This is a genomic window from Streptomyces sp. NPDC047515 (assembly GCF_040643055.1).
Classification (GTDB): Bacteria; Actinomycetota; Actinomycetes; order Streptomycetales; family Streptomycetaceae; genus Streptomyces.
In genome coordinates this window covers 119,388-139,353 of sequence record NZ_JBEYTM010000019.1, presented here as the reverse complement: position 1 = coordinate 139,353, position 19,966 = coordinate 119,388, and the positions used below count along the sequence as shown (strand labels likewise).

The 19,966-nt window shown below is 71.3% G+C and carries 13 protein-coding genes and 1 pseudogene; 6 read left to right on the top strand and 8 right to left on the bottom strand.

Annotated elements, in window-relative coordinates:
• Window positions 1-203: 203 nt before the first annotated feature.
• Together ABZ826_RS18340 and ABZ826_RS18335 are read right to left on the bottom strand one after the other, a co-directional pair.
• Window positions 204-630 (bottom strand): annotated as a pseudogene (locus tag ABZ826_RS18340) (AAA family ATPase); the annotation flags it as partial.
• 349 nt (window positions 631-979) lie between these two features.
• Window positions 980-2,017, bottom strand: coding sequence for a DUF3533 domain-containing protein (locus tag ABZ826_RS18335; protein WP_361448707.1), 1,038 nt, complete (start codon window positions 2,015-2,017; stop codon window positions 980-982).
• A 128-nt stretch (window positions 2,018-2,145) separates the two neighbouring features.
• Between ABZ826_RS18335 and ABZ826_RS18330 the strand changes: the two genes are divergently transcribed.
• The 4 genes from ABZ826_RS18330 (at window position 2,146) to ABZ826_RS18315 (ending at window position 9,672) form a co-directional block, all read left to right on the top strand.
• Window positions 2,146-5,694 carry a DNA polymerase III subunit alpha gene (locus tag ABZ826_RS18330; RefSeq protein WP_361448704.1) on the top strand — a complete coding sequence of 1,183 codons (3,549 nt, stop codon included), beginning with the start codon at window positions 2,146-2,148 and terminating at the stop codon, window positions 5,692-5,694.
• Window positions 5,691-6,710 (top strand): hypothetical protein, encoded by a 1,020-nt coding sequence (locus ABZ826_RS18325; RefSeq protein ID WP_361448701.1) that lies wholly within the window; start codon window positions 5,691-5,693, stop codon window positions 6,708-6,710. The genes ABZ826_RS18330 and ABZ826_RS18325 overlap by 4 nt, the downstream gene beginning before the upstream one ends.
• A gap of 363 nt (window positions 6,711-7,073) precedes the next feature.
• Entirely contained in the window at window positions 7,074-7,955 is an 882-nt protein-coding gene (locus ABZ826_RS18320) for an alpha/beta fold hydrolase (protein WP_361448698.1), read from the top strand.
• Between the two features lie 169 nt (window positions 7,956-8,124).
• Complete coding sequence (locus tag ABZ826_RS18315; protein ID WP_361448695.1) at window positions 8,125-9,672, top strand: trifunctional class I SAM-dependent methyltransferase/NUDIX hydrolase/VOC family protein; 1,548 nt, start codon at window positions 8,125-8,127, stop codon at window positions 9,670-9,672.
• A 189-nt stretch (window positions 9,673-9,861) separates the two neighbouring features.
• On the opposite strand, the gene ABZ826_RS18310 is transcribed toward ABZ826_RS18315, so the two are convergent.
• Both ABZ826_RS18310 and ABZ826_RS18305 read right to left on the bottom strand, forming a co-directional pair.
• The gene (locus tag ABZ826_RS18310) at window positions 9,862-11,289 is read right to left on the bottom strand and encodes an amidase (protein ID WP_361448740.1); all 1,428 of its coding nucleotides are present in this window, start codon (window positions 11,287-11,289) and stop codon (window positions 9,862-9,864) included.
• A 569-nt stretch (window positions 11,290-11,858) separates the two neighbouring features.
• A complete protein-coding gene (locus ABZ826_RS18305) occupies window positions 11,859-13,310 on the bottom strand; it encodes an APC family permease (protein ID WP_361448737.1) in 1,452 nt (483 codons plus the stop codon).
• 173 nt (window positions 13,311-13,483) lie between these two features.
• Between ABZ826_RS18305 and ABZ826_RS18300 the strand changes: the two genes are divergently transcribed.
• Entirely contained in the window at window positions 13,484-14,290 is an 807-nt protein-coding gene (locus ABZ826_RS18300) for a TetR/AcrR family transcriptional regulator (RefSeq protein WP_361448692.1), read from the top strand.
• Between the two features lie 348 nt (window positions 14,291-14,638).
• Here the strand turns inward: ABZ826_RS18300 and htpG are convergent, their stop codons facing one another.
• From htpG to ABZ826_RS18285, 3 genes are all read right to left on the bottom strand, one after another.
• Window positions 14,639-16,579, bottom strand: a complete 1,941-nt coding sequence (htpG, locus tag ABZ826_RS18295) for a molecular chaperone HtpG (RefSeq protein WP_361448689.1) — start codon at window positions 16,577-16,579, stop codon at window positions 14,639-14,641.
• A gap of 241 nt (window positions 16,580-16,820) precedes the next feature.
• Window positions 16,821-17,315, bottom strand: a complete 495-nt coding sequence (locus tag ABZ826_RS18290) for a DUF402 domain-containing protein (protein WP_361448686.1) — start codon at window positions 17,313-17,315, stop codon at window positions 16,821-16,823.
• Entirely contained in the window at window positions 17,296-18,216 is a 921-nt protein-coding gene (locus ABZ826_RS18285) for a GNAT family N-acetyltransferase (protein WP_361448683.1), read from the bottom strand. Before ABZ826_RS18285 ends, ABZ826_RS18290 begins: the two co-directional genes overlap by 20 nt.
• 70 nt (window positions 18,217-18,286) lie before the next feature.
• On the opposite strand from ABZ826_RS18285, the gene ABZ826_RS18280 reads away from it, so the two are divergent.
• Window positions 18,287-18,664: a GntR family transcriptional regulator gene (locus ABZ826_RS18280; RefSeq protein WP_361448680.1), complete on the top strand. Its 378-nt coding sequence runs from the start codon at window positions 18,287-18,289 to the stop codon at window positions 18,662-18,664.
• A 92-nt stretch (window positions 18,665-18,756) separates the two neighbouring features.
• Here the strand turns inward: ABZ826_RS18280 and ABZ826_RS18275 are convergent, their stop codons facing one another.
• Window positions 18,757-19,860, bottom strand: coding sequence for a DUF5925 domain-containing protein (locus ABZ826_RS18275; RefSeq protein WP_361448677.1), 1,104 nt, complete (start codon window positions 19,858-19,860; stop codon window positions 18,757-18,759).
• Between the last annotated feature and the right edge of the window lie 106 nt (window positions 19,861-19,966).

The window sequence follows — 19,966 nt, the reverse complement described above, 5'->3', positions numbered from 1 at the left end:
ACATCTCATCGGTCAGGCTGGACGGATAGCATGGGCCGCTGACGGCCTCGGAGTTGTCGCACTGGCACACACCACGTGATCATTCCGGGGCCGTCGCCATGCCCGGAGGGCAGATCACGACCGTCACGCATCACGCATGATCAGCCACCCGACAGGCTCTCAGGCTCGGCAGCACGGCGCCGGGCACACCGGCCGAGCGCCGCGAGATGCACGAACTGGTTGGCCAGCGGCGGACTCAGCTCCCAGCCGTCGGCCGCCGAGGAGCGCGGATTGGCGGCGGCCACGATCCGGACCCCGGGCGGCAGTTGCAGGGCGCCGATCCGCCGCTCCAGCACGAGGCGGAGCAGGGCGGCCTGGACAGCTCGTCCAGGAACAGCAGCCCCCGGCCGGCCCGCACCAGGCGCACCGCCCAGTCCGGCGGGGCCATCGGGAGCCCCGAGAAGTCGGACGGCTCATGGACGACTGGCGATGACCGTAGTCAGCGGAAGGTCCAGGGAGGCGGCGAGCTGGGTGAGGGCGGCGGTCTCGCCGATGCCGGGCTCGCCCCACAGGAGTACGGGCAGATCGGCGGCGACGGCGAGCCTCGGCAGCCTCCAGCTGCGTGTCGGGGCGGGGCCCAGTCGCCGGCATGTCTGCGAGCGGTCGCGGTCTCGATCATGGAGGGCGGCACGGCGAACTCTCGCACGCGCAGCCAGAAGGAAAGGCGGGAATCCCTGTTCGCGGTCTGAGTGAGCATCAGCACTCACCTTGCGCGGACGGGTCCCCCGATCTGATATCGGAGTGAGTTGTCATCGCGGGGCAGCGTAGCTCCTCATCTCCCGATCGGCCAGGTCTTTCCGCCCGGAGCGCCCCGAGCTCCGACAAAGGACGCGGCGTGCACGGGCCGCGAGTCGACCGCGTCGCAGCCCAGGGGGATTCGCTCGCGGGCCGTCCGGAGAAGTCGGCGCAGCACCTGAAGCGACGCGCCCGCGAGGCCTGGTCAGGCGGGATTCGAGCCGAACGGCGGCCGCTCGCCGGTGAGTTCCTCCGGTGTGCGGCGCATGGCGACCAGGAGCATGACGGCCGTGCCCGCCACCGCCCACGCGGACAGCACCAGCAGCGGTCCGGTGACCGCGTTGCCCTTGAAGTACGCGATCGAGCGGGCCACCCAGGTGCCCGCACCGGGCGGCAGCGCGGGGCCGATCGCGCGCCAGAAGTCCGGGAGCATCGGCAGCGGGAAGGCGCCGCCGGCGCTGGGGTTGCCCGCGATCACCACGATCAGGACGGCCAGGCCGATGCCGACGATGCCGGTGAGGGCCTGCAGGGCGAGGGTGAGCATGCCGACCGCGAAGACGGTCAGTGCCCCCAGCCCCGACAGGCCCCAGAAGCTTCCGGGCAGGGCGCCGAGGACCGGGCCGATGATGACCGCCCCGCCGATCCCGCCCACGACGGAGTACAGCGCCATGACGCCGGTCCGGATCAGCGCGCGCTGCAGGTTGGCGGGTTTGGACCCGGCGCTGATCGCCAGGATCGAGGCGCAGAGGTAGCCGCCCACGCACCACCCCACGACCAGGTAGAAGGACGAGATTCCGTTGAAGTCCTGGTCGGAGGCGGGGGCCAGGTCCACGGTCCGCACGGTGCGCTGCCGGGCCTGGTCCACCTTCGTGAGGGTTCGCGTCAGGGTGTCGGCCATGGCCGTGCCCCCACCGGAGGCGACGAGGACGGTGTCGGTGGTGCCGGTGGGGCTGACGATCACGGCGCCGTCGATCTCGCGGTTCAGGATCTGCTCGCGGGCCGTGGCCGCGTCGGCGACCGTACGGGGGTCCAGCGGGCCGCCCGGGAGATTCTTCAGCTCGGTGAGGAGCCGCGCGGACATCTGCCGGGGCGCGACGACTCCGAAGGGTACGTCCGTCGGCTTCGGCTTGTGCAGCGCTCCGACGTAGGACGCGATGAACAGCAGTTGCAGTCCGAGCACGCCGATGACGAGCAGTGCGGCCCGTGGAGTGACGGCGTTCTTCACCTCGTCAGCGAAAGTCATGCCCCCACGGTCCGGGGCATCGGCCATTCGTGCAGGTGGGGCTGGGCCGAACGGGTGAGCGGACCGGCGGTCCGGGGCCGGGTGTGCGCCCCGCTTCGAGTATCGTACGAATGTTCGAAACTTGGTCTATGGTGGAGAGCGAGGGGGGTGGTGAGTACGGATCGGTCCAGGAGGTGCGGGTGCCCGGGTTCACGCATCTGCATACCGTTTCCGGGTTCTCCCTGCGGTACGGGGCCTCGCACCCGGAGCGGCTGGCGGAGCGCGCCGCGGAGCGGGGGATGGACGCTCTCGCGCTGACCGATCGGGACACGCTCGCGGGGGCGGTCCGCTTCGCCAAGGCCTGCGAGAGGGCCGGGGTGCGCCCGCTCTTCGGGGTGGAGCTCGCGGTGGGTCCCGCGGCGGCGGAGCATACGAGAGACGACGGACGTACGCATCGGCTGCGGCCCCCGGTCCGTGGCGGTGCCTTTGTCGATGAATCCGCACCCCGGGTCACCTTCCTCGCCCGGGACGGTGCGCGGGGCTGGGCGGAACTGTGCCGGCTCGTCACCGCTGCCCACGCCTCCACGCCCGCCGGCGCCGGTGCCGGGCAGCCTCTGGTCGGCCGGTCCGAGCTGCCCGCCGAAGGGCTCACCGTGCTGCTCGGCCCCGCCTCCGACGTCGGCAGGGCGCTGGCCGCAGGCCGCCCGGACCGGGCCGCCGCCCTGCTCGCCCCCTGGCGGGAGATCCACGGGGGCGACCTGCGCCTCGAAGTCGTCCACCACGGACGCGCGGGCACCGGCCCCGGGTCGCTGCGGCTCGCCGCCCGTACCGTCGGCTTCGCCGCCGAGCAGGGGGTACGGGCCGTGCTGACCAACGCTGTCCGGTATGCCGACCCCGGGCAGGGCCCGGTCGTCGATGTACTCGACGCGGCCCGTGGGCTGGTCCCCGTCGACCCCCGCCGTGCCCCGCTCGACAGCGGCGAACGCTGGCTGAAGGATGCCCGCGCGATGGCGGAGACCGCCGAGCGGATCGCCTCCGCCGCCGGGCTCGGCCGGGGCGCCGGAGCGCGACTGCTCGCGGAGACCCGGCACACCGCCGAGGCCTGTGTCGTCGACCCCGAGGGCGACCTCGGTCTCGGTGCCGTCCACTTCCCCGAGCCGCATCTCGTCGGCGCCGGTCGGCGCACCGCCCAGCGGGTGCTGGCCTCCCGCGCCGCCGCCGGCATGGTGCTGCGCGGCTACGACCACAGGCGCGACTACTGGGAGCGGATGCACCAGGAGCTGGACATCATCGCCTACCACGGGTTCGCCTCCTACTTCCTGACAGTTGCTCAAGTCGTGGATGACGTCAGGGCGATGAGGATCAGAGTCGCCGCCCGGGGGTCCGGCGCGGGTTCCCTGGTCAACCATCTCCTCGGGATCGCGCACGCCGACCCGGTCGAGCACGGGCTGCTGATGGAGCGCTTCCTGTCCAAGCGCCGTGCCGTGCTGCCCGACATCGACATCGACGTCGAGTCCGCCCGCCGGCTCGACGTCTACCGCGCGATCATCGGGCGCTTCGGCACCGAGCGGGTCGCGACCGTCGCCATGCCCGAGACCTACCGGGTGCGCCACGCCATCCGGGACGTCGGTGCCGCGCTCTCCATGAACCCGGCCGAGACCGACCGGCTCGCCAAGGCCTTCCCGCATATCCGGGCCCGCGACGCCCGCGCGGCCATGGCGGAGCTGCCCGAACTGCGTGAGGTGGCACGAGAGAAGGACCGGTACGGGCGGCTCTGGGAACTGGTGGAGGCGCTGGACGCCCTGCCGCGCGGCATCGCCATGCACCCGTGCGGGGTGCTCCTCTCGGACGCCTCCCTGCTGCGCCGGGCGCCCGTCGTGCCCACCAGTGGCGAAGGCTTCCCGATGGTGCAGTTCGACAAGGAGGACGTGGAGGACCTGGGGCTGCTCAAGCTCGACGTGCTGGGTGTGCGGATGCAGTCGGCGATGGCGCATGCGGTCACGGAGGTCAAGAGGGCCTCGGGGCGGGACGTGGACCTGGACGCCGTACCGCCGGGCGATCCGGAGACGTACCGGCTGATCAGGAGCGCCGAGACGCTGGGCTGCTTCCAGATCGAGTCCCCCGGTCAGCGGGATCTGGTCGGCAGGCTCCAGCCCGCCGGCTTCCACGATCTGGTGGTCGACATCTCACTGTTCCGCCCCGGGCCGGTCGCCGCCGACATGGTGCGGCCGTTCATCGAGGCCCGGCACGGCCGGGCGCCCGTGCGCTATCCGCACCCCGATCTGGAGGGGCCGCTGCGCGAGACGTACGGCGTGGTCGTCTTCCACGAGCAGATCATCGAGATGGTCGACATCATGACCGGCTGCGGCCGGGACGAGGCCGACCGGGTGCGGCGAGGGCTCTCCGACCCCGGGGCGCAGGGCCGGATCAAGGTGTGGTTCGCGCAGCGGGCGGCGGCGAAGAAGTACAGCGCCGAAGTGATCGCCCGGACCTGGGAGATCATCGAGGCGTTCGGCAGTTACGGCTTCTGCAAGGCGCACGCGGTCGCCTTCGCCGTACCGACGTACCAGTCGGCGTGGCTCAAGGTGCACCACCCGGCGGCCTTCTACGCCGGGCTGCTCACCCATGACCCGGGGATGTACCCGAAGCGACTGCTGCTCGCGGACGCCCGGCGGCGCGGGGTACCGGTACTGGGGCTGGACGTGAACCGGTCGGCGGCCACTCATCGAATCGAACTGGTGTCTGATGATGAAAGGGGTAAGGAGATCTGGGGAGTGCGGCTGGCGCTTTCGGACGTCCATGGCATCAGCGAGGCCGAGGTCGCCCGGATCGTGGCCGGGCAGCCCTACACCTCGCTGCTGGACTTCTGGCAACGGGCCAGGCCGGGAAAGCCGGCCGCCGAACGGCTGGCCCAGGTCGGCGCGTTGGACGCGTTCGGCGCCAACCGGCGCGATCTGCTGCTGCATCTGTCCGAACTGCACCGCGCCCAGCGGGGCGCGGGTTCCGCCCCCTCCGGTGCGCAGCTCCCGCTCGGCAACGGACACCGGACCGGCTCCATCGGGCTGCCCGACCTCAACGCGGCCGAACGGCTCAGTGCCGAGCTGGGCGTACTGAGCATGGACGTCTCCCGCCATCTGATGAGTGATCACCACGCTTTCCTGAAGGAGCTCGGCGCGGTCTCCGCCAAGCGGCTGCGCGAGGCACGGCACGGGGAGACCGTGCTGGTCGCGGGCGCCAAGGTGGCCACCCAGACCCCGCCGGTCCGCTCCGGCCGCCGGGTCGTCTTCACCACCCTGGACGACGGTACGGGCCTGGTCGACCTGGCTTTCTTCGACGACAGCCATGCCGCCTGCGCGCACACCGTCTTCCACTCCTGGCTGTTGCTGGTGCGCGGAGTGGTGCAGCGGCGTGGACCGCGGAGCCTGAGCGTGGTCGGCGCGGCGGCCTGGAATCTGGCGGAACTGGCCGAGCTGCGGCGCACCGGCGGGCTGGACGCGGTCGCCGCCCGGCTGGCGGCGGAGCCCTCGTCCGGGGAGGACGCTCCCGAGGGGGCCGGGCCCGCTCCCGACGGTGACGGCCGTCGTATCCGGATGTCCACCGGATACGAGATGAACCCCTGGTCCGACCTCCAGCCGCCCGGCGAAGGCGTCGCCACCGGAAGGAAGTTGTGGCACCAGAGCCCGGGGAGCGCGGGATGAGCACGGCACACGGTGAGCCGGGAATCCTGTATCTGCGGTTCCGCAAGGTCGGTGGCGGCCTCCCGGACAGTGCCGGTTACGAGGGGCTGCTCGCCCTGCTCGGCGCGTTCACCCCGATGGTCGAAGCGGTCCCGCCCGACGGGGCGCTCGCCGATGTGCGCGGCGCGCTGCGCTACTTCGGGCGGGACGTGAAGGGGCTGGCCGCGGTGATCCGGATTCGCGCGCTCGCCCTGCACGGCGTGGACTGCGCGATCGGGGCCGCGGAGAACCCGATGCTGGCCCGGATGGCGGCACGGCAGGCCGCGCCCGGAACGACATTCGTGGTGCCCGGGGGAGAGGAGGCCGGGTTCCTTGCGGCCAAGCCGGCCGCGGCGCTGGACGGCGTCGGGGCAGCGACGGCCCGCACTCTGTGCGGGTACGGACTCGACTCCGTCGGCCGGATCGCGGCGACCCCGCTCGGCACCCTGCAGCGGATCACCGGCGTACGGATCGGTCGCGAACTGTGGGAGCGGTCGCGCGGCATCGACCGCACGACGGTCGTTCCGGGCGCCGCCGCCCGGTCGATCGCCGCCGAACGGTCCTTCCCGCGCGACGAACTGGACCGGGAACGGCAGCGCCGCGCGCTCCTGTCGCTCACCGAGGAGCTGGGGGTCAGGATGCGCGGGGACGGGCAGGTGTGCCGGGGGCTGGCGGTCTCCGTGCGCTATGCCGACCGGACCGGCTACTCGACGCTGACCCGCAGTCGTACGCTCCGGGAACCCACGGCCCACTCCGCGGCGCTCACCGAACTCGCCTACCGGATCCATGATTCGTTCGCTCTGCAGCGGGCCCGGGTGCGGGGGATCGCGCTGCGCGCGGAAGGGCTGATGGACGGTGAACGGGCCACGCACCAGCTGTCGTTCGACCCGGTGGACGAGCGGGCGCGCCGGATCGAGGCGGTGGCGGACCGGCTGCGGGCCAGGTTCGGCCCACAGGCCGTGATGCCGGGCCGGCTCGCGGGCCGATCGGCCTTATGACGTCCTCTTAGACCGATCGGCAAATGGAGGGCGGCGTCGCGGGGCCGGGTGCGCACTCCCCCAAGGCCTTAAGGGCCAGGGAGGACCCCCTCCGGCGTTGTCGTCGGTCAACAACGCTCCGCGTTGCCTCCCTCCTCCGCCTTGCAGCTGCACGCACCCGGCCCCGCTCCTTATCCCACCCCCCATTTGCCGGTCGGCCTTATTGATGAACCCTCAGTTTTTACCGACGCGTAACTTCCCACGCCACCCTACTCGTGCGTAATTTGGCATGAGCGCAACAGAAATTCAGCAGTCAGAACTTGTGGTCCGGGCCGCAGGGCGCACCGACATCGCAACTTCCTTGAGCCGCAAGGAGACCACACGATGCTGCCCTGGAACCGTGCGCCGCGCACCCCACGTGCGCGGAGAACCCTCGCCGCACTGCTCCTCGCCGTCGCCGCAGTCGCCACCCCCACGGCCGCTGCCGCTGCCGCCACCCCCACCACCTCCCGTGGCTGGAACGACTACTCCTGCAAGCCCTCCGCAGCCCACCCCCGCCCCGTCGTCCTGGTCCACGGAACCTTCGGGAACTCGATCGACAACTGGCTGGTCCTCGCCCCCTATCTCGTCAACCGGGGCTACTGCGTCTACTCGCTGGACTACGGGCAGCTGCCCGGCGTGCCGCTCTTCAACGGCCTCGGCCCGATCGACAAGTCGGCCGGCCAGCTCGCCGCATTCGTCGACAGGGTGCTCGCCTCCACCGGGGCGTCCAAGGCCGATGTCGTCGGCCACTCCCAGGGCGGCATGATGCCCCACTACTACCTGAAGTTCCTCGGCGGGGCCGCGAAGGTGAACGCCATGATCGGGCTCGCACCCGACAATCACGGCACCACCCTCCTCGGCCTGACGAAACTGCTGCCGTACTTCCCGGGAGCGGAGGACCTGCTGAACGCCAACACGCCCGGTCTCGCCGACCAGGTGGCGGGTTCTCCCTTCATCACCAGGCTCAACGCGGGCGGCGACACCGTGCCCGGCGTGCGCTACACGGTCATCGCGACCAAGTACGACGAGGTCGTGACCCCGTACCGCACGCAGTTCCTGGACGGGCCGAACGTACGCAACGTCCTGCTCCAGGACCTGTGCCCGGTCGACCTCTCCGAGCACGTGGCGATCGGCACCGTCGACCGGATCGCCTACCACGAGGTGGTGAACGCCCTGGATCCGGCCCACGCCACCCCCACCACCTGCGCCTCGGTCGTCGGCTGAGGGAGACCGGAACGGAGCCATGGGACGCCCCGCCCGCGGAAACCCGGGCGGTGTGTCTCGCCCTGTACGGTCCACCACGGCCGCCGGACCGCCGGCCGGACGGGACGCGGGACGATCACGATCCGGCCGGCGAGCCGTCGTTGTCAGTGGCGAATGGCACGATCGACCCATGACGACGATCGACTGGGACTCCGCGGCCGACTCCTTCGACGAGGAGCCCGACCACGGGCTGCTCGATCCGGCGGTCCGGCATGCCTGGGCACGGCGGCTGGAGAGCTGGCTGCCCGGCGAGCGCTCCGAGGTGCTCGACCTGGGGTGCGGCACCGGAAGCCTCGCCCTGCTCGTCGCCGGACAGGGGCACCGGGTCACCGCCGTCGACCGGTCGCCGCGCATGGTGGAGCAGGCACGGGCCAAACTCGCCGGGACCGGCGTCGGGGTACATCTCGGGGACGCGGCCCGACCACCGGTCGGCAAGCAGCGGTTCGATGTGATCATGGCTCGGCATGTGGTGTGGCTGCTGCCCGATCCGGAGGCGGCCCTGCGCCACTGGTTCACCCTGCTGCGGCCCGGTGGGCGGCTGATCCTGATCGAGGGCGTCTGGGGCGGAGTCGGCCTCTCCGCCGAGCGGCTGACCGGACTCCTCTCCGGGCTCACCGAGCGCATCCACCACGAGCGGCTCTCCGACGATCCGGCCCTGTGGGGCAGGCGGGTCGACGATGAGCGCTACGCCCTGGTGGCCCGCGCCGAACCGCCGCGGCGGCACACCGAGGTCGTCGATGTGCATCTGATCCTCCGCCGCGGCCCCGACGTCCTGCTCGCCCGCCGGGCCAACACGGGGTACGCGGACGGGCTGTTCAACGGCCCGTCCGGACACGTGGAGGACGGTGAGGACGTCCGCGAGGCGATGATCCGCGAGGCTGCCGAGGAGATCGGTGTCGAACTCGGCCCGGACGAGCTGCGGGTCGCCCTCGTCATGCAGCACCGCGGCCCCGGCAGCAGCCCGCGGACCGGCTGGTTCTTCGAGGCGGAGTACGACCCCGCCCGCCCGCCGTACAACCGCGAACCGGACAAGTGCTCCGAGCTGGCCTGGTTCCCGCTGGACGCCCTCCCGGACGACATCGTCGCCTACTGCCGGGCGGGGCTCGACGGCTACCGTGCGGGGGAACACTTCCTGATCCACTGGCACGAGGACGGCGACACCGTGGCATACCAGCCGCACGGCATCCGCCGCGCAGTCCCGCTGCCGGCGGGTGGGGCCCGCACCGGCGGGGTGCACCACATCGAACTGTGGGTGCCCGACCTGCCGGCGGCCGAGCGGGGGTGGGGCTGGCTGCTCGGCGAGCTGGGGCATGCCCCGTACCAGCGCTGGGAGAACGGGCGGAGCTGGCGGCGCGGCGACAGCTATGTGGTGGTCGAGCGGTCACCCGACCTGACCGGGGGAACGCACGACCGCCGCCGCCCCGGGCTCAACCATCTGGCGTTCCACGTCCGGGACCGCGCCACCCTCGACGCACTGGTGGCCAGGGCCCCGGAGCACGGCTGGCGGCCGCTCTTCCCGGAGCGCTACCCGCACGCGGGCGGCGACGGGCACACCGCCGCCTACCTGGAGGACGCGGCGGGGTACGAGGTGGAGCTGGTCGCCGGCGTCCCGCAGACCCGCCCCGCGCCCCAGGCCCCGGCGCCGCACATCGACGTATGGGCGTGGCGTCGGGACTGAGAGGAGCTCAGGTCCGGTCCGGAACGCATGCGCGCAGCCCACGTCGTGCGGGACGGCGGCAGCCTCGGGGGACCGGCGTCCCGCACCCGTGGCGGGGCGGCCTCGATGCGCGGGCGGCGACCTGCCGGGGTGTGTCCGGGCTCCCGCGACAGAACAACCGGTACGTGGTACCGGTGGCCTGACGTCGTGTCAGAGGACCGGGACACTGCTCCAGGGCCGGACGGACTCGATCGCCGCCGCGACGCGGAACACCGTGGCGTCGTCGTAGGTGCGTCCGACGACCTGCACCCCCGTCGGCACGCCGGTCGAGGCGAAACCGGACGGCACGCTCAGCACCGGGCAGCGGCTGGCCATGTTGAACGCTGTGGTCATCGCGGATTCCAGATAGAAGTCCAGTTCGACGCCGTTGACCACGACCTTGGTCGAGAGGTGGTCGTCGTCCGCCCTGAGCGCCGGAACGGCGGTCGTCGGGCACAGCAGGACGTCGTAGCGGTCCAGCAGCGTACCGAGCGTCGTCTGTACCGCGGCCTCGATCTCAAGGCCCTGCAGGAAGCTGCCGGGCTCGCGGACGGCCTCGGCGGCCCGCTGGGCGAAGTCGAGCGCGTACGTGGTGAGCCGGTCGCCGTGCTCGGCGGCGACCGAGGCGATGTAGGGGCCGAATATCGAGCCGAAGTGGATCATCGCTGCCCGCATCACGTCCGCCCGCATGATGGGGACCTCCACCTCCTCGACGACGGCACCGGCCGCGCGCAGCGCCTCCGCGACCGCGCGGGTGTTGGCCTCGACCTCGGGATCGACCGGCCAGTCCCCGAGGGTGACCGAGAGCGCCACCCGCAGGCCTTCGGCGCTCTCGAACCGCTCGGGCAGGACGAGTTCGGACCGCAGCGAGACGGCGTCCAACGGGTGGGGCCCCGCGATGACGTTCTCCAGCAGGGCGCAGTCGGCGACGGTGCGCGCCATCGGGCCGTCGTGGCAGTACGTGTCGAGGTTGAACGGCGTCATCGCCGGCACGCGCCCGTACGGCGGCTTGAAGCCGACCGTGCCCGTGCACGAAGCGGGGATGCGGATCGAGCCGCCGATGTCGGAGCCGGTCGCGAGCGTCGTCTCGCCCGCCGCGAGTGCGGCGCCCGCGCCACCCGAGGAGCCCCCCGGAGAGAACTCCGGGTTCCACGGGTTGCGGGTGACGCCCCACAGCCGTGATTGCGTGTATCCCGCGCAACTGAACTCCGGGGTCGTGGTCCGGGCGTGCACGATGCCGCCGGCGGCCTGGACCCGCTCGATCACCGGGTGCGTCTGTTCGGCGATCTCCCCCTGGAACGCCAGGGAGCCGTCCGTGCTGAGGCGCCCCGCGATGGGCTGCTCCTCCTTCGTCGCGACGGCGAGGCCCTCCAGCGCACGGGGTGCTTCGCCCTTGCCCCCGTACCGGGCTTCGGCCTCGCGGGCGGCGGCGAGTGCCTCCTCGAAGGTCTGCTCGGCAAGGGCGTTGACCTTCGGCTCGACGGCCTCGGCACGCGCGATGATCGCGGTCATCAGCTCGACCGGCGAGAGGGAACGGTCACGGAAGCGGCGCAGGGCCTCGGTGGCGGGCAGATAGGCGAGGTCGGTGAGGTCGGTCATGTGAGAGTCCTTTGCGACGCATCGGAGGAGTCGGGTGGGTGCGCGGCGAACGCCGGGGCGGGCCAGGACGGTGTCGTGGGACCGGATTCGCTGATCCTTCCGCCCCGGCGAGGCCGTCTCGCTGGTGATGTGCCGGACGATCGCGAGGCCGTGGCGGACAGGAGGAGGCCGATGCCCTCGTCGCGCCGGGCGCGGGCGAGCGCGGAGGAGTGTCCCCGGGGGCGGCCGGGGACCGTTGGCGGGGACGTCAGGAGGCGGAGTGCACCAGCGCTCCTCCCACGTAGGTCTGCAGAACCCGGGCCGTGTGGATCTCCTCGGCCGGGTTGGTGAAGATGTCCCGGTCGAGGACTCCCGTACCTCGTCATGGCCGACGGCCGAGATCCGCTCCCCGGTGACGGCGAGGCTGCTGGCCCGGGTGCGGGCGGGATCCCCGGTGTGCACGGGGCCTTGGGCGAAGACCAGATCGGCCGTGGTCATGGGAGGCGCTCCTGGTGGGTCGGCGGTCCGGGAACGGACCGCTGGAGGGAACGAGGTGCCGCGGGCCGTGCCGCGCGCCGGCAGTGCGGCGGTCAGATGGCGGTGTTGAGTTCGCCGTCGACCGCGGTGTCGCGGGTAGGGGTGAAGTAGGGCGACCGATGGTGCCAGCGGGCCCACGCGGCGGCCAGCAGTCCGGAGCCGATCATCAGGACCGGGACGAGCAGTGCGAACCAGCCGTTGTCGGCGGAGACTTCGAAGTGATCGGTGGAGCGGTAGAAGGTCCAGGCGAGGTAGCCGCCGGTGGCGAGCAGCGCGAGCGCGCCCAGCACCGGTCCGACGACGGCGCGCAGGGCCTCCAGCGGTGACGTGCGCAGCAGGTGGCGGAAGCGCACCGCGGCGGCCGCGGCGGTGACAGCGTAGTAGAGGGCGACGACGATGCCGATCGCGTTGACGGCGGCGAAGATCAAGTCGTTGACGGTGGGGATGACCAGCGCCATCGCGGCGAGGACCAGAGCGATCGCGGTGATCAGCAGAGTGCCGACGGCGGGGGTCCCGTGCTTGGGGTGCAGCCGCGTCCAGACGGGGCCGAGAACGCCGTCGCGGCCCATCGCGTACATCCCGCGGGCAGTGGGGATGACCGAGGCCTGGAGCGACGCCACCGCGGAGAACATGAGGGCGATGAGCGGCAGTGCGGCCAGCGGCTGCTCCGCGAGCTTCATACCGAAGTAGGCGAGTCCTTGCGCGCCGTTGTCGGCCAGTTCGTCCAGTGGCAGGACCCGTTGGAAGGCGGTGCCGGCGAGCAGGAAGAGGAGCAGCATGACGGTCAGGGCGATGAACCCGCCACGGGAGGCGTCCCGCGGGTCACTGACCTCTTCTCCGACGCTGAAGACCGACTCGAAGCCCCAGTAGCAGAAGACCGCGAGCACCATGCCCTGGGCGAGGGCCGCGGCCGAGGGGATGTCGAAGGGGTTGAACCACTGGAGCGAGAAGGGCTGGTCCCCGGCGAACAGGCCATAGCCGCAGAAGGCGAGCAGCACGCCGTACTCGAAGATCAGCAGGTACTTCTGCAGACGTGCCGCGAGGTCGAGCCCGCGAACGGCGACCAGCGCGGCGGCGACCAGGACGGCCATGCCGAGCAGGGTGGACTGGAGGGTGGAGTCCGGATCGAGGGAGAGACCGGCGACGCTGTGGACGGAGGCCTGGCCGAGGAGCTGGATGGTCGCCGAGCCCGTCACCGTGGTGGTGTAGGCCATGAACACGATGGTGCCGACGACGTTGACCCATCCGATCAGGAATCCCAGCCAGGGGCTGAAGATGTCGCCGACCCACTTGTAGCTGCTGCCGGCGTTGGGTTCGACGCGGTTGAGCCGCCCGTATCCGCCGGCTATGCCGAGCACGGGCAGGAAGGCCAACAGCATGATCGCCGGTAGATGCAGGCCGACGATGCTCGCCATCAGACCGAGCCCGATGCCGATACTGCTGGTCGCCGCGGTGCTCGACGCGGCGAGGACGATGCCGTCGACGACGCCGATGGACTTCCGCATCGCGGCCTGGGGTGCCTGGGCGCTGCTCCTCGGCGTGGTGCTTGCACTTTTCACTGGTACCACCAACGGATCGTCGCCTTGCGCAGGGGGAAGGTGGGCGAAGAGCCCGGATGGCAGGCCATGAAACCGTTGCCCTCTTCACACGTCAATGGCGTTGTCATAAGCTCCGCACCATGAATGAGCGTGTGGTTCCGGAGCCGCAGCGGCGGCGCAGAAGGCCGACGAAGCAAGGCACGGTACTGTCCGAGCAGATCATCGTGGAGACGGCCCTGCGGCTGGTCGGTCAGCATGGTGCGGAGGCGTTGACGGTCCGGCGGCTGGGAGCAGCTCTGGGCGCCGACCCCAGTGCGCTCTACCGGTACTTCCGCAACACCGACGACCTGCTGCTCGCGATCGCCGACGAGCTCATCGGCCGTGCCCAGCACGGCTGGAAGTCCACCGGCGAGTGGCGTACCGACCTGTGCGAGCTGGGTCTGCTCGTCCATGCCTCGTACCAGGCGCATCCGCAGGCCGCCCTGCTGGCGGCGCACCGGACGACCGGGCGGGACAACGAGATGCGGGCCGTGGAGAGGATCCTCGGCGTGCTGCGGTCGGCGGGCTTCGGCGACCGGGAAGCGGTGCGGATCTATCACGCCTTCGTGGACCAGGCGCTCGCCTTCGCGGCCCTGGACGCGGCGGCGCTCGCCCTGCCGGCCCCCGCGCAGGTGGCCGATCTCCAGGTGTGGCAGGACCGCTACGGCCGCCTGGACGCGAGCTCCTACCCGCACATCGCCGCCACCGCGCAGCTGCTGGCGACCGACATGATGTCCAGTGGCTATCCGTTCGCGCTGGAGCTGCTGCTCGACGCCGTCGAAGCCAGGCTGCCCGTGCGGGCGGGGAGGCGGGCTGAGTCCGGATCGGGTGCTCTCGCCACGCGGCCCGTCCGGACGCGGGTGGATCGCGGCCGAGGTCCTGGCCGCGTCGGCCTCGGTTCCGGGTGAGCCGCAGCGTCGCGCGGATTTACGTCAACGCCGTTGACATGCTTTCGGGAGTGGAGTCTCATGGCGGGACCCAAGACCCAGCCGCTCCACGCACCACCCGAGGAGTCCTCCATGGATCCCGTCCACGCTCTCCGGGATGCCGGCCAAAAGGGTCTTCTCCCGCCGGACGCGGGCCGCCTCGGCGTTCTGCTCGACGGTCCGCTTGTCCGGGTGCCGGAGGGCCGGACCCCGGCCCTCCAGCACCCGGGGCTTACCCGCCCCCGCGGCCACGGGACAGCCCTCAGGGCCTGTCCGGCCCTGATCTCCCGGACAGGCCGCGGGGGCTGTCCGGGGTGTCATGGCCTCGGCTCACAGGGTCCGCTCAAGGCGGTCGGCCATCAGCCTGACGAAACGTGACGGGTCGCCGAGTTCGCCGCCCTCGGCCAGCAGTGCCAGGTCGTGGAGGAGCTCGGCCGTCTCCTCCAGGCCGGGGACGGACTCCTCGCTCTTCTCGGAGTGCACCCGGTTGAGACCGCTGACCAGCGGGTGCTCCGGGTTGAGTTCGAGGATGCGCTTGACGTGGGGGACGGGCTGGCCCATGGCGCGGTACATGTTCTCCAGCGCCGGTGTCACGTCGTGCGTGTCCGAGACGACGCAGGCGGGCGAGACGGTGAGGCGCGAGGAGAGCCGTACCTCCTTGACGGTCCCGCTCAGCCGGTCCGTCATCCAGGCGAGCAGATCCGCGTACTCCTGCTGCCGGTTCTCGCGTTCGGCCGCGGCCTCCTTCTTCTCCTCATCGGTACCGAGGTCGACCTCGCCCTTGGCGACGGACCGCAGCTGCTTGCCGTCGAACTCGGGTTCCGCCTCGACCCAGACCTCGTCGACGGGATCGGTCAGCAGCAGCACCTCGACGCCCTTGGCCCGGAACGCCTCCATGTGCGGGGAGTTCTCGGCGGCCTGCCGGGACTCGCCGGTGAGGTAGTAGATGTGCTCCTGGCCGTCCTTCATCCGTTCCACGTACTGCCGCAGCGTGGTCGGCTCGTCCTTGTCGTGGGTCGTGGCGAAGGACGCGACGCCGAGAATGGCATCACGGTTCTCGAAGTCGCTCAGCAACCCCTCCTTGAGGACGCGGCCGAACTCCCGCCAGAACGTGGCGTAGCGCTCCGGGTCGGCGGACATCATGTCTTTGACCGTCGACAGCACCTTCTTCGCCAGACGCCGGTGCATCAGCTGGATCTGGCGGTCCTGCTGGAGGATCTCGCGCGACACATTGAGCGACAGGTCCTGCGCGTCGACGACACCCTTCACGAAGCGCAGGTAGGGCGGCATCAGCGCTTCGCAGTCGTCCATGATGAAGACGCGCTTCACATAGAGCTGGATGCCGCGCTTGTACCCCTGCATGAAGAGGTCCTGGGGCGCGTGCGACGGGATGAAGAGGAGCGCCTGGTACTCGAACGTGCCCTCCGCCTGCAGCCGGATGGTTTCGAGCGGGGCGATCCAGTCGTGGCTGATGTGCTTGTACAGCTCGTGGTACTCGTCGTCCGTGACCTCGTCGCGCGAGCGGGCCCAGAGGGCCTTCATCGAGTTCAGGGTCTCGGGTTCGCGCGGGGCGTCGCCGTCGGCCCCCTCGCCGGACTCCGAGGTGTCGTCGGAGGCGGTCTCCGCGGCCATGCGGACGGGCCATGTGATGAAGTCCGAATACCGCTTGACGATCTCCCTGATCTTCCATGGGGAGGCGTAGTCGTAGAGCCGGTCGTCGGCGTCCTCCGGCTTGAGCCGCAGCGTGACCGCGGTGCCCTGAGGGGCGCTGTCGACGGTCTCGATCGTGTACGTGCCCTCGCCGCTCGACGTCCAGCGGGTGCCCTGGCTCTCGCCCGCGCGCCGGGTCACCAGCGTGACCTCGTCGGCCACCATGAAGCTGGCGTAGAAACCGACGCCGAACTGGCCGATCAGCCCTTCGGCCGCGGCGGTGTCCTCGGCCTCCTTGAGTTCCCGCAGGAACTTCGCCGTGCCCGAGTTCGCGATGGTTCCGATGAGCTGGACGACCTCGTCGTGCGACATGCCGATGCCGTTGTCCCGCACGGTCAGCGTGCGGGCCTGCTTGTCGGTCTCGATGTCGATGTGGAGGTCGGACACGTCGGCGCCGAGCGAGTCGTCGCGGAGTGCTTCGAGTCGCAGCTTGTCGAGCGCGTCGGAGGCATTGGAGACGAGTTCGCGCAGGAACACGTCCTTGTTCGAGTAGATCGAGTGGATCATCATCTGCAGAAGCTGGCGCGCTTCCACCTGAAACTCGAACGTCTCAGTCGGCATAATCCGTGATTCCTTCTCAGGTCACCGGGTGGGAAACTGGCCTGAGCACTTTAGATCAACCGGTCATCACGGAGACCGTTCCCGGCCAGTGCGCACGAGGGCGGGAACGGATTCCGGACCCGCCGCCGTGCACGGGGCGCGCTCCATGGGCCCGGTGCACGGCGGACCGTCACGGCCGGGACGTCGACCGCCCGGGGTTGCGGCGGCGGCAACTCCGGCGGCCGGACGGCGGCTTCGGGCGTCAGGCCAGCAGCGTCGCGAGACCCTCCGTGCGGGCCAGGTGTTCCAGTTCGTCCAGTGCCCGGCGGGCCGCCCCGGCCGCCGCCGGGTCGCGACCGGCGAGTCCGCTCTCCTCGAACTCGTCCTCGTCCAGCCGGAGCACGGACGAACCGTCCGCCGACACCCACAGGTCCAGGTCCAGATCCTCGACCAGGAGCTCTCCGTCCCGCAGCACGGCGGGGCGGGTGATGTCGCAGTACCAGCCCTTGAGTCCGCCCGTGCCGTCACGGACCTCCTTCACGGCGAACCAGCGGTCGCGCCAGTAGTGCTCGGTGAACACATCCCCCGGCTCGAACCGTACGAAGCCGAAGTCGCGGACCCCCGGCGCCGCCCAGGGCGCACGCACCGTCACCCGGGTGCCGTCGTCGCGGACCACGTCCGCCGGATAACGGATCTTGGTCCGCCCGGCCTTCACCAGGGCGACCAAAAGCGTGGTCTCAGCCGAGCTTGCGGACATGGCGCACCTCCGTGGCGCAGATTTCGTAGCCGAACCATCGGTTGACGGCCAGCATCGGACCGTTGTCCGCGTCATTGCCGGTATACGCGTCCGTGTATCCGGCGGCACGCGCCCGGTGCAGCGAGTCGTTCTTGGCGAGCCTGGCCAGGCCCCGGTTGCGGTATGCCCGGCGGGTTCCGGTCATCCCCGACATGTAGCGGGTCAGTCCGTCGGCCTGCGCCGCGCTGAACGCCGCCACCTCTCCGTCGACGACCACGACCGACGTGAGCGCGTGGTCGAATCCGGGGCGGCGCCAGGTCTGCCGGAGCCAGTCCTCGTAGTCGGACAGTTCGGCCGGGGTGTCGCTCGGCTCGTCGGCCGTGGTCTCGGCGTCCGCCTCGAAGAGCGGGCGCGGGTCGTCCGCGAAGTCGGCGGCGGTACGCAGCTCGACGCCCTTCGGCAGCCCCTGACGCGGCGGCAGCACCCCGTGGGCCAGGTCGAGATGGAGGAAGTGGGCCGAGCGGCCGGCCGTGTAGCCGCGCTTCTCCGCGAAGGCGCGGTTCGACGGGGTGTCGAGCACCCAGGTGTAGATCGCGAGCGCGCCCTCCCGCGCCAGATACTCCTCGGCCGTGCTCAGCAGCAACCCACCCGCCCCACGACCGGTGCGGTCCGGGTGCGTGTACGGGTTGAAGAACGCCTGGCCGGGTTCGGGGCTGTCGTGGACGAGGCCGACCTGCGCGGTCCCGATGAGCTCCCCGTCCTCCTCGGCGACCAGCGGCCGGTAGCGCTTGCCGGGATGGGCGCAGGACAGATCGAAGGCGACCAGCTCGGGAGTCGTCACGATGTAGGGCAGTGCGGCACGTCGGACCCGCGCCCAGGCCTCGGCATCGGCGGGCAGGAAATCGCGAACGAGGACAGTCATGGGCCGGACGTTACGCGTGGGCACGCACGGGCCGCCCCTGATTTTCCGGCCGGTGGGGGACAATCGGGGCGTGACCCTGAAGATCATCCTTGATCCGGACGCCGGTACCGCCCCGTACGAGCAACTGCGCACGCAGATCTCCGAGCTGGCCCGCTCCGGCGCGCTGCCCGTCGGCTTCAGACTTCCGACCGTACGCGGCTTCGCCGAGGAGCTCGGCCTCGCCGCGAACACCGTGGCCAAGGCGTACCGGGCGCTGGAGACCGACGGGGTGATCGAGACCCGTGGGCGCAACGGCACGTTCATCGCCGCCGCCGGGGACGCGGCGGACCGTCATGCGGCCGCCGCCGCCCAGGAGTACGCGGAGCAGGCCCGGCGGCTGGGGCTGTCGCGGGCCGAGGCGCTGTCCCTGGCCGAGGACGCGGTACGGGCGGCGTACGCGGCGCGCTGATCCGTTGCCGATGCCTGGACCGCGAGCGGGGCCGACGCGGCCCGTTGATCCGGGTCTCGGCCCGACCGGCCGCGGGCGACGGGCCGCCGGGCTCAGAGATACAGGCCCGCGTCCGCGCCCGAATCCTGCTTCGGCACCGACGCGGGACCGCTGCCGCGCCGCAACGCGTACAGCTCGGCGAGCGTGGCGCCCTCGCGGCCGAGCCCTTCCTCCGTACCCAGCCAGCCCACCGCCTCCTTGCGGGTCAGTGGGCCCACCTCGATCCTGGCCAGGCAGCGGCCGGGCCTGACCACCGCCGGGTGGAGCCGCTCCAGGTCCTCGTTGGTGGTGACGCCCACCAGCACGTTGCGTCCCTGGCCCAGCAGCCCGTCGGTGAGGTTCAGCAGCCTGGAGAGCGCCTGGCCCGCCGCGTGTCTGGCCTCGCCGCGGATCAACTCGTCGCAGTCCTCCAGGAGCAGCAGCCGCCAGCGGCCCTTCGCCGTGCCGTCGTCCTCGCCGATCGCGATGTCCATCAGATAGCCGACGTCGTTGAAGAGCCGCTCCGGATCGAGCACGCAGTCGACCTGGCACCAGTCCCGCCACGAGCGCGCGAGGGTGCGCAGCGCGGAGGTCTTGCCGGTACCGGGCGGACCGTGCAGCAGGAGCAGCCGGCCCGCGATGTCATCGGGTGTCACCTTCATCAGCCGGTCCATGGCATCGGCCACCGGCGCGGTGTAGTTGGCGCGGACCTCGTCCCAGGTGCCGGCGGCGATCTGCCGGGTGGTGCGGTACGGGCCGCGGCGCGGGGACACGTACCAGAAGCCCATCGTCACGTTCTCGGGCTGCGGTTCAGGTTCGTCCTGGGCCCCGTCCGTCGCCTGGCCGAGCACCTTCCTGGCCAGCTCCGCGCTGGTGGCGGTGACCGTGACGTCGGCGCCGCGGTTCCATCGTGAGACGAGCAGCGTCCAGCCGTCGCCCTCGGCCAGCGTGGCGCTGCGGTCGTCGTCGCGCGCGGCACGCAGCACCTTGGCCGCAGGAGGCAGCAGGGTCGCCCCGGCCTTGACGCGGTCCAGGGACGAGCTGTGCGAGTACGGCTGCTCGCCCGTCGCGAAGCGGCCGAGGAACAGCGCGTCGACGACGTCGGACGGGGAATCGCTGTCGTCGACGGTGAGCCGGATCGGCAGAGCGGACTCGGGGTTGGCAGGCATGGCGCCCATGATCCGGCAAGGGAGCACCCGACGCACCCGGGTTTCACCACCTTCCTCCCCGCTTCGCAGGCCGTAGTCCCGGCCTCCGGACCGCGGACATGACGCGACCTCAAGG

What these genes read in the sequence shown, in the direction of transcription:
- ABZ826_RS18305 (WP_361448737.1), bottom strand. Translation starts at nt 13,310, where the DNA reads ATGCGGAAGTCCATCGGCGTCGTCGACGGCATCGTCCTCGCCGCGTCG.
- htpG (WP_361448689.1), bottom strand. Translation starts at nt 16,579, where the DNA reads ATGCCGACTGAGACGTTCGAGTTTCAGGTGGAAGCGCGCCAGCTTCTG.
- ABZ826_RS18300 (WP_361448692.1), top strand. Translation starts at nt 13,484, where the DNA reads ATGAATGAGCGTGTGGTTCCGGAGCCGCAGCGGCGGCGCAGAAGGCCG.
- ABZ826_RS18315 (WP_361448695.1), top strand. Translation starts at nt 8,125, where the DNA reads ATGACGACGATCGACTGGGACTCCGCGGCCGACTCCTTCGACGAGGAG.
- ABZ826_RS18330 (WP_361448704.1), top strand. Translation starts at nt 2,146, where the DNA reads ATGGTGGAGAGCGAGGGGGGTGGTGAGTACGGATCGGTCCAGGAGGTG.
- ABZ826_RS18335 (WP_361448707.1), bottom strand. Translation starts at nt 2,017, where the DNA reads ATGACTTTCGCTGACGAGGTGAAGAACGCCGTCACTCCACGGGCCGCA.
- ABZ826_RS18325 (WP_361448701.1), top strand. Translation starts at nt 5,691, where the DNA reads ATGAGCACGGCACACGGTGAGCCGGGAATCCTGTATCTGCGGTTCCGC.
- ABZ826_RS18285 (WP_361448683.1), bottom strand. Translation starts at nt 18,216, where the DNA reads ATGACTGTCCTCGTTCGCGATTTCCTGCCCGCCGATGCCGAGGCCTGG.
- ABZ826_RS18290 (WP_361448686.1), bottom strand. Translation starts at nt 17,315, where the DNA reads ATGTCCGCAAGCTCGGCTGAGACCACGCTTTTGGTCGCCCTGGTGAAG.
- ABZ826_RS18310 (WP_361448740.1), bottom strand. Translation starts at nt 11,289, where the DNA reads ATGACCGACCTCACCGACCTCGCCTATCTGCCCGCCACCGAGGCCCTG.
- ABZ826_RS18275 (WP_361448677.1), bottom strand. Translation starts at nt 19,860, where the DNA reads ATGGGCGCCATGCCTGCCAACCCCGAGTCCGCTCTGCCGATCCGGCTC.
- ABZ826_RS18320 (WP_361448698.1), top strand. Translation starts at nt 7,074, where the DNA reads ATGCTGCCCTGGAACCGTGCGCCGCGCACCCCACGTGCGCGGAGAACC.